Origin of the sequence: Halothece sp. PCC 7418 (genome assembly GCF_000317635.1) — a bacterium.
In the GTDB taxonomy this organism is placed as follows: Bacteria; Cyanobacteriota; Cyanobacteriia; order Cyanobacteriales; family Rubidibacteraceae; genus Halothece.
The window spans coordinates 2,076,283-2,088,763 of record NC_019779.1 but is presented as its reverse complement, the minus strand read 5'-3'; the positions used below and the strand labels follow the sequence as shown (position 1 = coordinate 2,088,763).

The 12,481-nt window shown below is 42.1% G+C and carries 10 protein-coding genes; 5 read left to right on the top strand and 5 right to left on the bottom strand.

All coding sequences use genetic code 11. From position 1 onward, the window contains the following. The 5 genes from cas7u to PCC7418_RS09425 form a co-directional block, all read right to left on the bottom strand. Positions 1 to 1,029 (bottom strand): type I-U CRISPR-associated RAMP protein Csb1/Cas7u, encoded by a 1,029-nt coding sequence (gene cas7u, locus PCC7418_RS09445; RefSeq protein WP_015225948.1) that lies wholly within the window; start codon positions 1,027 to 1,029, stop codon positions 1 to 3. Then, positions 1,016 to 3,103: a type I-U CRISPR-associated protein Csx17 gene (gene csx17, locus PCC7418_RS09440; RefSeq protein WP_015225947.1), complete on the bottom strand. Its 2,088-nt coding sequence runs from the start codon at positions 3,101 to 3,103 to the stop codon at positions 1,016 to 1,018. The genes cas7u and csx17 overlap by 14 nt, the downstream gene beginning before the upstream one ends. 215 nt (positions 3,104 to 3,318) lie before the next feature. Further along, complete coding sequence (locus PCC7418_RS09435) at positions 3,319 to 3,957, bottom strand: PD-(D/E)XK nuclease family protein (RefSeq protein WP_015225946.1); 639 nt, start codon at positions 3,955 to 3,957, stop codon at positions 3,319 to 3,321. A gap of 571 nt (positions 3,958 to 4,528) precedes the next feature. Then, the gene (gene cas3 / locus PCC7418_RS09430; protein ID WP_015225945.1) at positions 4,529 to 6,718 is read right to left on the bottom strand and encodes a CRISPR-associated helicase Cas3'; all 2,190 of its coding nucleotides are present in this window, start codon (positions 6,716 to 6,718) and stop codon (positions 4,529 to 4,531) included. 106 nt (positions 6,719 to 6,824) lie between these two features. Beyond that, entirely contained in the window at positions 6,825 to 7,409 is a 585-nt protein-coding gene (locus PCC7418_RS09425) for a Uma2 family endonuclease (RefSeq protein ID WP_015225944.1), read from the bottom strand. Between the two features lie 95 nt (positions 7,410 to 7,504). On the opposite strand from PCC7418_RS09425, the gene PCC7418_RS09420 reads away from it, so the two are divergent. The 5 genes from PCC7418_RS09420 (at position 7,505) to PCC7418_RS09400 (ending at position 12,372) form a co-directional block, all read left to right on the top strand. Further along, positions 7,505 to 8,107, top strand: a complete 603-nt coding sequence (locus tag PCC7418_RS09420; protein WP_015225943.1) for a molybdenum cofactor guanylyltransferase — start codon at positions 7,505 to 7,507, stop codon at positions 8,105 to 8,107. Positions 8,108 to 8,180: 73 nt separating this feature from the next. After that, positions 8,181 to 9,086 carry an alpha/beta fold hydrolase gene (locus PCC7418_RS09415; RefSeq protein WP_015225942.1) on the top strand — a complete coding sequence of 302 codons (906 nt, stop codon included), beginning with the start codon at positions 8,181 to 8,183 and terminating at the stop codon, positions 9,084 to 9,086. Positions 9,087 to 9,116: 30 nt separating this feature from the next. After that, positions 9,117 to 10,427 carry a folate/biopterin family MFS transporter gene (locus tag PCC7418_RS09410; RefSeq protein WP_015225941.1) on the top strand — a complete coding sequence of 437 codons (1,311 nt, stop codon included), beginning with the start codon at positions 9,117 to 9,119 and terminating at the stop codon, positions 10,425 to 10,427. A 570-nt stretch (positions 10,428 to 10,997) separates the two neighbouring features. Beyond that, positions 10,998 to 11,747 (top strand): sugar transferase, encoded by a 750-nt coding sequence (locus tag PCC7418_RS09405; RefSeq protein ID WP_015225940.1) that lies wholly within the window; start codon positions 10,998 to 11,000, stop codon positions 11,745 to 11,747. A gap of 235 nt (positions 11,748 to 11,982) precedes the next feature. Then, the gene (locus tag PCC7418_RS09400; RefSeq protein ID WP_015225939.1) at positions 11,983 to 12,372 is read left to right on the top strand and encodes a hypothetical protein; all 390 of its coding nucleotides are present in this window, start codon (positions 11,983 to 11,985) and stop codon (positions 12,370 to 12,372) included. Positions 12,373 to 12,481: the final 109 nt, after the last annotated feature.

The following is a 12,481-nucleotide window of genomic DNA, read 5'->3' as shown; positions in this document are numbered from 1 at the left end:
CTAAGATGCGCTTTCCGTTTCCTCTTCTTCCTCACCCGCTTCATCCAGTTCAATGGGAATGTCAACCGTAGTCACCCCATTAAATAAACCTTCTTCTTGGCATTGCTGGATTTTCTGCTGCAATTCTTGTTGTAAGGTTTCTACTTTGCTCGGTAAATCTGGATCAGTTCCCTTAATTTCCTGAACTTGGAAATAGCACTCTGATCGCAGCATAATCGGCTCTGAGAGAAATTTAGCAACGAGATATTGAGAGAGAAGGCTAATTAACTCCTTAGCAGTATCAGGAAGATTGGGTGCAGCATCTACTAAGCGAGTATCAATGACAAATTTCCCGAGATAGTCCTCTGCTTGATATGATTCTCGAACATAAGGAACATTTCCCAATCCGACTTCCGAGGCTTTGTTAATATCTTTGAATTTAGTTTTCCCCTTCTCCTTTGCTTCTTTGACAAAATAGCCTTTCGTAACCACGCTATCCCCAGCAGCAGAAATGGGATCATGACTCGCCCCACCATTAGGCATCGCAACCGCACCTTGAGCGACAAATTGACCCGTTACCATGCGAGGAATCCGCATATTGCCTTGGATGTGAGAAAGAAAGCACCCTAAAACAATGGAAATGGGGTCTAATTCAAAGACAGCACGGTAAATGCCTTGTTCTTTCACTCGCCGTTTCAAAACGTCTCGAAACCTGTCTCCATCTAACATCGCATCTTTATGACGAGACAGATAAGCGGTGCCAATGCGGTGCGGAAGAGTAAGGGTAGAAGCAAGGAATTGATTGTTGGCTCGTGTATTCCTAATTTCAATATAGGGAAGTCCTTGTAATTCTGGGATAATATCCTGATTCACTTCATCCCAAATCAGGGCTTCTAACTGATTGGCAGTGGCTTGTGGGGTATTGAGCAGTACATCTAAGCGTTTTTCCCACGGCAGATAGGCTTGAGAAACGCCCACATCGAGAAACATGGGAGGTTTAGCGGTAACCAGCAAATTCTCTAAGTGAGCGGTGATATTAATTAAAGTCATTTGTTTTTACTCCTAATTGATATGGATTAATGGGGAAAGCTAGCGCGATAATTATTTCAGCACCATTTTCGATCAAGTCTGGCAATGTGATCTTCACCTTTTTCTTCTGTTTTTTGTCATTTTCTTTAGTTAATCTACTTGTCAATCCTTGGGCGCGTAATCGACGAACCAGAGGAACAGTTGAACCCTGATAAAGTCCATAGATTTCTTTCATGGACAAGGAATAGTCTTTGCGCCAGTGAGCATAAGCAGCATAACGATAGCTAAAGGGTAAAAATTTCGGTTTGTCTTGTTCCCAGAGTTTAGTTGGGGTGCTACATAAAGATAATCCGCAAGCAAGGTCTAAAATGAGGGCTTCGTTTAAAGTTCCTAGCATTAACTTCTCAATATCCTCAAAATTGGCATAAGCTAGAGTGTCGGAATATTGACTAGGATGCTTAGAATGATTATGTGAGTCTTGCGATAACCTGATCGACCATTTCCTTAAAAGGGCATAAGTCAGCGCAGATAAAGAATAAGTAGGCACTACATCAGTATTCCCCCTCCAGAAAGAGGTTTCCTTTTTTTTGCTATGTCCATAACTAGAAATGTTTGATCGCAGCCCAGTGGAAGCAAGCGCAGCTGCTAAACGAAACTCAGAACAACGGTTTTCTTCATAAGCCTTTTTTACCCAATTTTCTGAGAGATTGGGAACAGGAAGCAGATATCGAGACTTAAGTTTACTCAGATGCTTTTCTACACTTCCCAGTAAAATCAATAATTCTTGATAAGACCCCTGACCTCGTTGCAAAGCGGTTAATCGCTGTTCCAAAGACATCAGCAGAGTATAGGTCGCATTGGTCTGGTCGGGACGAGGACGCACCGATTTTCGCCAACGACGTAATTCCGCCCCTAAATCATTCCCTTCAGGGCTTTCAATCCCAATATGAATGGCGTAACTGCCTTGTCCTTTTCGGGGCCAAAAACCAAAGCGCGAATAACGAGTGAACTCTAGATACTGACTGGATTGAGATAATTGTGCAAGTAAGTCTAAAGTGTCTCGGATTTGATTTTTTAAGCGATAATTCAAATGATTGCTAACATAACGCCGATATTTTCTTAACTCCATTGGTTCTGACCATAAGGGTAGCCAACACTCATGTTTACTGTTCTCAGTGCGATCGCTGGTTTCGGCAGACCCCGCATTAATTTCTAGCAATAACGGATAGAGGGCATAAGTAGTTTCTGGAGACTCGCCATCGGTTTCTTTTAAGTTTTTAACCGTTCCTGAAAATTGCAGTAAGCCCTCGATCGCTAAAATATAGTCAACAGGATTAGCTAGTTGGGTACTAATGCCATTAGCTGGATAATCATCGGTTCCCGTTCTGGTGTCCAGTTCGCCAAAAAAGTCGGCGCGAGGCGAGAGGTGACAGAGGATTCCTTTTTTGATTAATGATTTGGGATGAGGGGTTGCAGCGATCGCAGCTTCAGCAAAAGTCTGACAATCTGCCGTTGGTTCTCCTGTTTTGATATCCCATAGTTGGCGACAGCATTCCAAATAATTAAAGGCTAAATCGCTGGTGCTGACATTCCCGCCAGTTCCCAGTAAATCATTGAGGTAAACCCTTTCTTTCCCCTTATCAGTCGTTACAACTCCCACCGAACTCAGCCAGTCTATGAAAGAATCATCCTCGATACTTTCTTCTAACTTTGGAAAAAGAAGTGGTTTCAGTTCTTTACTCCCTTTTCCCTTTAAATCAATTTCTGAGAGAACTTCAATAATCTCTTGATAAGTTTCTCTGATGCGCTGATATCGTTCTGTTTCCGTTTCTAGAAAAGGTTTTAATTGATTTCCCGATAAAAAGCCAGATTTTTTGTTCCAAGGATTCGCGATCGGTTTCGGTTGATAATCGGAAACAAATGTCTCGACAACTTCCCTGAGAGATTCGACATTAAGATAAAACTGTTCTTGTTCCCAATATCCCTTGGCATTGGTAATCGCCATTAAGCCCAATGCTTTGAGATAGCCTAATAAGGTTGTTGGGGAAGTTGTAGGAATGGGAATAAATTGGTTAACAGTCGTTTGACTAATCACGTGCTTGTTCCTTTAGATATTTATACCAATTTAAAAAGTAGATGTTACATCTTGTAGGGTGGGCAATGCCCACCCTACGGTCAATGAGCGGGTTAATTACTGTAACTTGACTTTTCCAAAATGGTATTATATGAAATAGCAAAAAGTCTGCTACAAAATTCTGCCTGCCACCTCCCCAAGTTTGGGAGGCTTTAATCAAAGGTAATGATTATAAGTTAGGCAACATTATTGTCGATATATGCAACAGGACAATAATTATTAAAAGTGCAGAAACGGCAATCACGTTGACTAGGTTCTGGTTCTGGAATTTGATCTGCTACCAATACCCCAATTAATTGAGTTACTTGATCTTTGAATTCTTGAGTAATCTCTTCTGGTAAAACATCTTTAAAAGAGCCATCACTGTAGCGGACTTGACCGCTAGGAATTTCCGAAAGACCATAGATATAAGGAGCCGCCGCCATGTACAGCATGAGTTGAACAATGTCGTACTCTTTTGGTTTTCCCGTTTTCAATTCTTCAAAATGGTTGATTTCTTTGACATAAAGATCGGGAGTACCAATAAATTTAGGTCCCTTTTTAGTCAAAAAATTCATCAGATTTTGCTTTTCACAAGATACACTATAGCCTTCAGCCATCCAGAATTGCTTGCGCTGCTTTAAAAAAGACTGATGCCTCATTTTGTAGGAAATATAGTTTTTATTATTTGCAAGTTGATAATGTGCTTGCAAGTAATATTGAAGTAAGCATTGAGACTCTCCGATTAAATGTTTAGCAATGCGAGAGGCGGCTACAATGATCTCTTTTCTGGAAGCAGCTTCAAGATTAGAAAAAATATCATTGAACTGATTCATTAGTTTGACTCCTTGTAATTATCTGAACCTTGAGCCAAACGCGACCGAGATGCTACAATAAGACTGCTACATCAAGGAAGCCCTGGTCGCATCTGTGATCAAGGGGCTTTTTTGTATATAGCAATCCCAAATGAATTGTAAGTTAATCCCCCCTAGCCCTCCTCACTAAAGCTCCGGTTAGTAAGGGGGGAACGGTTAATCGACTTTTTACATAAGAATGAGAACTGCTATATGTATCTAATATTAGCACGCTTTATACAAAATGGCACGTCAAACAATTAGTAGTATAAAAGTTTAAAATTTATGACAGCGTAACTCAACAAAACCCTTACTGCTGTTTGGTTTCGTTACCTTAGTAGAAATTTAGTCCTCTGAGTTCAGAGGATTTGTGATGATTATCTCATCAATGATGTACCACTAATTGTTTCTTTCAACTCAGTCCTCAAAAGAATGAGGATTAAAACCGTAGTAAATTGTAACAGTCTTTATATAGCAGTTCTATATCGTTTGTAAAAAGTTGACTCATGGAAGCCCCCAAAACTTGGGGGGTTGGGGGGATCATTTGGGATTGCTATACATTTACTTGATCCTCCCGATATTTAGACGCTGCAACATCAGCGTTACGAATTAAGGTTTCTAGATATAACAGTTTGAAAACCCCCCATTCTGCTAATAATTCCTCAAACACTTGATCTTCCCATTTTCTCGGATCAGGATAGTCTAAGGAGACTGCTTCTAAATACTCCTCTCCCAGTTCAACCTCAGGAAGTTGCGTACCTAATTCAACTCCTCTCAAAACATTAGGATCACAAGAACCATCAGCATTGACTAGAGTTTCTCTGACTTTTCCGTGATGGGCTGCGATTAAATATTGGGCTAAAAATGGGGCGTTTTGTTGAGCAGCAGCGATCGCGCTTGCCAATTCATGGCGAAACCCGTTTAAAGTGGTAAAGTGTTTATATTTAGGAGATTTAGCAACTAATTCTCTTTCAGCATTAGCAAAGTCTTGCCAAATCTCATGGGCTTTTCCCCAATCATGCCAACGGGCGCATTGGATTAATAAGTTAATTTCATCCTCACTAAACTCTAGTCTCTGTAATGTCGGAACATATTGTTCCATAAAAAAAGCAGCATCCCCAGAATGGATTTTAAGAGAAACCCAGTATTGAGTAGGACGCTCATTGTCAAACAGTTTAGGAGTCGTTAAGGAATAAGGTATGGGAGAATCATCTGGGTTTCCTGTCCAGCCTAATTCGTGGCTATACCCGCCTGTGGTGTAAGGTAAATGAACCACATCTCCAATCTCAACTTTAGTTTTCTGTTCCCATTTATCTTCCCCCCAAACGTAGAATTCAATTTGCTGTTCCTGTAAGAATTGGTTTAAATCATTGACAGGAACGGGACATAAATAGGTTTGATGCGGAATTGTCTTGGGTTGTTCATCTGCCCAGAAGACTCGCGCTGTGTAGGAGTGAACATCTCTGACATACTTTTCCGTGCTATAGGTAGTAGAACGCAGTTGAGGATGAGTCGTAAAAAACTGCTCCATTTCCTCTTTTCCTAGCTTGCGCTTGGGTAACTTGCGATCGGGTAATTCAACTCCTAGCAAACTAAGCAATCCCACATCGGAAAGAGATAATAGCTTTTCTTTAGTCTCCTCACAGTCTTTTTGTTCATACGGCAATGCTTTCCAATCCCCCTGCCAATCTAGCCAGAATACTTGACTCGCCTGTTCTAAATTCGTTCGTCCACAGCGCCCCACTCGTTGCACAAAAGAAGACCAAGGACATAACTCTGTGATTAAGGTACTGGCATCTAAATCCACCCCTGCTTCTACAACCTGAGTGGCAACGACAATGCCTTGAAAGCTGTAAAGTTTCTCTTGTAATTGAGCGCGATCAAAGCCTAAAAAGCGAGAATGAATGGTCAGGATGGGAACGCTGTCAGTCACTTGTTTCAAGCATTCTCCTACCTCACGAGCGCGGTTCACTGTATTGAGAACGACTAAAGTTAATTGTCCTGAGTGATGTTTTTCAAGAGCTAACTTTGCAATGTCTTCAGGAGAGGAAACCTCAGCTTTTGAGATAGGTTTCGGTTTCTTCAGTTTTTCCCCAAGGAAGAGATGATCGTAATCTTTCTGATTAAGCTGATAAAGGCGATAAGATGAGGCTTTCAAGGGTTCTAAGTTCTGGGTCGCAGACATTAAAACCAGTTCTGCTTTCCCAAATACCCCCAACTCTTGACGCAGTTGATGCAACTTAACCGCGGTTGAATAGCCTACTCCCATCAACTGGGTTTCATCGAGTACCCAGCGACAATCATTATTAACTGCTGCTGCGTGTTTGGGTCGCTGTGTCCAAGAGACAGTATAACCTCGATTCAAAGCCCGAGAGAGTAACTGATCTTGCGTGCCAATTAAAATCGCAGGTTGGGTAAGATGGTCTTCATATCCTTGTTCAATCTTCCCCCCTTTTAAGCAATAAACATCAATCTCTAATTGGGATTTTTTCACTAAGCCTTGTACATTGTTATAAACCTGATCTACTAAAGAACGGGTGGGCAAACAATAAATCAATCGGTTGGGAACATTATGTCCTTTGTAATGACCATATAACCAAGGAATCGTTGCCCCAAACTCTTTCCCTGTCCCTGTGGGTAAGTTAACGACTGCAATCTTGTTACCATCCCACTGAGCAAACTGAGTTTGCCAAGGATAAGGTTGATAATGAGTTAGCCTTTGAAAGAAGTCCTGGTAATTCAATTTCTCGAATTAAATGTGATGCAATTATAATCTAAAATTTTTTTGCATCACTAATTTCTGTGAGTATCACCAGTTTAACAGGCTCTTGCATTGTTGTGATCAACCACTACCAAATCCGCTGCAAGTTCAAGGTAAAATGAGGCAGGATCTCTTCCCCAGATAACTGCTTGGGTTGTTCTAAAACTTCGACCGCTTGACCACTACGGTAAATTTCAACGCGCTGATTTTGCGGATCAATGAGCCAACCTAAACGTGCGCCATTGGCTAAGTATTCTCGCATCTTATCCTGTAACGTCGCGAGCTTATCACTATTCGATCGCAATTCAATGACAAAATCGGGGCATAACGGGGCAAAACCTTCCTTTTCTGCTTGGGATAAAGCATCCCAACGATCGCGCGTAATCCAAGAGGTATCAGGGGCACGAATCGCTCCATTGGGCAACTCAAAACCTGCGGAGGAATCAAAAGCAACCCCTAAAGTGTCGTTTGCTTCTGCCCAAATCCAGAGTTGAGCGCTAATACTCAGATTACGTCGGCCCGATTCGCTGCCAGTGGGAGGATTCACAATTAAAGTTCCGTCTGCGGTTCGTTCCAGTCTGAGGTCGCGGTTAACGGCTGCAATGACTGCAAAGTCTGACCGAGAAACGCGAAGGGGGATGTCTTGAGGAAGCTCGAAGGTAAGGGTTTTCATCATGCTATTTCTCTTCAGAGCGCGATCTTCATTTTAGCTGAGTGTTGATTGCCCAGCACCGCGCTAACATTAATAAAAGCCTGTTTTCAGTCCCAATGCCAATTCCTTCTGACCAGAAAACATCTCTTAGTGCAATCATCCTTGCTGGTGGACACAGCACCCGCATGGGACAAGATAAAGCCCTCATTGAAATTGAAGGCGTTCCGTTACTGCAACGCACTTGCTCCTATGCCCAAGCAGTTGTTTCGGATGTCTATGTTGTCACCCCTTGGGGAGATCGATATCAAGAGTTTATCGAATGTCAAATCATTTCAGAACTTTCATTACCCCATGAGTCACCCCCTCATGGTCCCTTAGTGGGACTCTATCAGGGAATGCAACAGGTAAAAACGCCTTGGGTACTTGCTTTAGCTTGTGATTTACCGAAGTTAACCGTTGCTGAATTAGAATTTTGGGTGCAACAACTGGCTAATGTTTCTGAAGATGTGATTGCACTGATTCCTAGATCGAGTGCTGGCTGGGAACCCCTTTGCGGGTTTTATCATCAATCTTGTCAGAAGTTATTGGGCGAGTATATCAACCAAGGGGGACGATCTTTTCAACGGTTTTTAGATCAGCATTCTGTTGCAGAATTAACGGTGCGCGATCGCGCGGTATTATTTAATTGCAATACCCCACAAGATTTAGAACTGCTTTGAGTATTGGTCAACTACCACAAACTTGCACATTTTCCTGAAAGCTAAAATTGATAGAAAAGTCTTGTAAAGGGTGATGGATGTGAATCAAACAGTTGCAGCCACGGTTAAAGGCAAATATTGGCAATGGCGAGAACAAAATATTTATTATGTGCAAGCAGGAACAAACGAAACGACGAATCCTCCTCTCTTATTAATTCATGGATTTGGCGCTTCTACTGACCATTGGCGCAAAAATATCGCGGAACTGCAAGAGATGTTTCCAGTTTATGCCATTGATTTACTTGGTTTTGGACGATCCAGTAAGCCAGATTGGGTTTACAGTGGAACGTTATGGGAAGAGCAGCTTTCTGCGTTTATTCAAGATGTTATTGGTCAGCCTGTGGTTTTAGCGGGGAATTCTTTGGGAGGATATGCTGCCCTTTGTGTGGGGGGAAATCATCCTGAATTAGTGCAAGGGGTGGTGTTGCTCAATAGTGCTGGCCCTTTTTCTGATGCGGAAGCAAAAACGCCTCCCAAACCCACTTTGAAACAACGTTTACAAAAGGCGATACGTTCTATTTTGCTACAACCTTGGACAAGTTTCTTGCTGTTCCAATATACACGCCGTAAATCAATGATTCGGCGGACGTTGAAACAAGTGTATGTGGATCAAAGTGCGGTAACAGACCAATTGGTCGAGGATATTTATCGTCCGTCTTGCGATCGCGGTGCAGCGAAGGTATTTGCATCTGTGTTTAAAAGCCCGAGAGGGGATCAGGTGGATGAGTTATTGCAACGATTACAAGCCCCGTTGTTGTTACTGTGGGGAGAAGGTGATCCGTGGATGGATACGAGAGCGCGATCGCGCAAGTTTCATCAATACTATTCCCAGATTACAGAACATTTCCTCAATGCTGGACATTGCCCTCATGATGAAGTTCCTCAGCAAGTGGACGCAAAAATCAAGGATTGGGTGGATTTAGTGATCAGTAACCAGTGACCAGTTACCAACGAACAAATAACGAAACTATTGCACACATTTATTAAAGACAAACTCTTTTTAGGAAATGACCCCACACCAGAATTAATTGCGATTGTCAGCATTTATGTGGTGCGGGGTGTTTTAAACTTGGCGCGGTTGGCGATTAGTTTTTTCCTCAAGGATGAGTTAGGCTTATCTCCAGCAGAGGTTTCTGCACTTACAGGTTTAGCGATTCTCCCTTGGGTGATTAAACCGCTATTTGGGTTTCTCTCCGATGGCTTCCCGATTTTGGGGTATCGCCGTCGCCCTTATTTGGTGCTGTCTGGTTTTTTGGGAACTACCTCTTGGTTGGCGCTAGCAACCGTTGTTGATCAGGCTTGGACAGCAGCGATCGCGCTATTGATCAGTTCGGCTTCGATTGCAATTAGTGATGTGATTGTGGATTCGCAAGTGGTTGAACGCGCCCGAGAAGAGTCTTTAGCGAATGCGGGATCATTACAATCCCTGAGTTGGGGGGCAACTGCATTCGGGGGTTTGATTACGGCTTATTTTAGTGGTTTTCTTTTAGAATTATTCCCGCCAAAAACCATTTTTGCGATCACCGCAGTGTTTCCCTTAGTGTTTTCCACGATGGCGTGGTTGATTGCTGAAAAACCCGTGCCAGAAAAAGAGCGGGTGCAAGCCCTGAGCAATCTTAAAAAGCAAGTCCAACAACTTTGGCAAGTGATGCGTCAAAAACGAATTTTCTTGCCCACTCTGTTTATTTTTATCTGGCAATCGACTCCTGGTTCGGATTCCGCGCTTTTCTTTTTTATTACCAATGAATTAGGGTTTGAACCTGAATTTTTAGGGCGAGTGCGGTTAGTGAGTAGCTTTGCTTCCTTAGCAGGGGTTTGGATTTTTCAACGCTATTTAAAGACGGTTTCCTTTCGCAAGGTTTTAGGCTGGAGTACGGTGATTTCTTCGGTTTTAGGAATGAGTGTTTTATTATTAGTGACTCATGCTAACCGCACTTTAGGAATTGACGATTATTGGTTTAGTCTTGGGGATAATTTAATTTTAAGCGCGATCGGGGAAATTGCATTAATGCCGATTCTCGTTTTAGCTGCACGTCTGTGCCCTTCTGGAATTGAGGCTACTTTTTTCGCATTGATGATGTCAATTTTCAATCTGGCTGGGGTGTTATCCCAAGAGTTAGGGGGGTTGTTAACCGCCTTATTAGGAATAACAGAAAATAACTTTGACCGACTCTGGTTATTAGTCATTTTGACAAATCTTTCAACATTACTACCGTTGCCCTTAATTAACTTATTGCCAGCTAATGATCCAATGGAACACCAATCTAGTAATCATGTATAGCGCTACAAAATCAGGTTAGGACATTCCAAAATGTTGAAACTCACCTATAGCGTTTCCTAGTTGGTTGAGGTACGTAATGCGAGTCGGTGGATGTTCATGGTTCATGGTTCATGGTTCATGGTTCGTGGTTCATTGATTAAAAACCAACAAAGAACGAAGAACAAAGAACAAAGAACCAAAATTTAGAATGTACCTCATGAGATTGGGAAGTGCTATATACCTTACTCTTGCCTCTTGCCTTAAACCAGAATTGCTGTCTCACAACTGATTCCTGACTGCTATAGTTCACTGACAAAACCTTTAAAAGCCAGATCCGAGTTTGGGTGAGCATGACTCGTAACCTAACCGACCCTAATATTTTGCGTATTTATATTGAGTCTTGGCAATAGCAACTGCCAGTCATTTCAGAAAATAAGTGGATCTACTAAGCTAGATCTGCTAAATTAGAGAGCATTAATCTCAAATTCAGACCCGATTTAAGTAATTGCAACTACATTTTGACAGAACTTGTCATGAGAACAAATCTTAAATTCGGTCGAGCCTAGACAATATAACTTTCTGACTCTCAAGATGATATACAATAAACTGTCTTACAACAGACTCGATAACCGCTCTCGTTTAGAAGGACTCTGGAACAAGCTCAGTGTTTACACGCTTTTTTGGGCTAAACCACGATCAAAAACGAAATCACAGTCGAAAAATTTACTTCCTGTCTTACCGTCGGTTGAAAGCAAAGCCAAACGTGCGATTGATATTCTCGGGGCTTTAGTCGGACTCAGTCTTACTGCTATCATCTATATGTTGATTGCGCCTGTGATTTATTTTGATGATCCAGGCCCGATTTTTTATCGTCAAACCCGAATTGGACTCCATGGTCAAAGTTTTCGGATTTGGAAGTTTCGGTCGATGGTTCAGGATGCTGAAAAATACCAACACCTTGTTCCTAATGAAGCCCAAGGACATATTTTTAAGAATGAAAACGATCCTCGGGTTACTCGTATAGGAGCAATTTTACGACAGACGAGTTTAGATGAATTTCCTCAATTTCTCAATGTTCTGAAAGGGGAAATGAGCTTAGTGGGAACACGCCCTCCCACTCCTGATGAGGTGTCTCGGTATCTTCCTCATCATTTCCAACGGTTGCACGTTAAGCCAGGCTTAACAGGGGAGTGGCAAGTGAATGGTCGCTCAACGGTGAAAGACTTTGAGGAAATTGTCAAGATGGATCTCCTTTATCAAAAAAAGTGGTCTTTGGGTTACGACTTCAAGCTCATTTTCAAAACGGTTTTAGTCGTGCTCACTAAAAAAGGGGCTTGCTAGAAAATAGTTGATTTACGGCATAGAGGGGGAGGAGTGTTTCGGACTCGCTGAAAAAGATCCGTAAAATCCCCCTGATTTCGAAATAATGAAAATCTTGTGAAGGCATGATTTCATCTGGATTCTAGCTTTTTTGATCATTGTTTTTACGTAATTTACTGAAAGACTACTAGACATTTTTACGCACTTAAGTGTAGAATGTGAATTAACTTGATTTTGGGATGAGGAGATGTCGCTGATGCCGAATAAACGTAGCCGTTACAGAAAAACACCGAAATTTTATTGCCCTTACTGTGGGGAAAGACTATGGCGCTCTGGTGGCGAGAAGCATCATGTTTATTATGAAGATGCTGCGAGTATTAAGAAGCATCTGGGCATATCCAGTAAGAAAGCAAAGTTCCTCGCGATGAAAGGGGCTTATTTAGATGGTAGTTCTTGGCTAGAAGAATTTTTCTGTCGTCAAGATAGTAAAGTTTGGATGTTAGTTTCCAAGGGAGAAAACGGATCTTACACCGCAACCCTTGCTCAGCCGAATCATTGGAAACAAGCAACTAATCTCATCGATCCAGATCATCCGAATCCTTCTGTCAGTGAATATACGTATCGGGCGAGTCGCGGTCGATTATAAACTGTCTTAAAATCAATAATCTTTTTGCGGTGGTCAGTCCATCGAAAACGAGTTGAGAAGACACCGAGAGTGCACTCAAGTTGTTAGGCAGACAGGAAAAGTGTGCCTT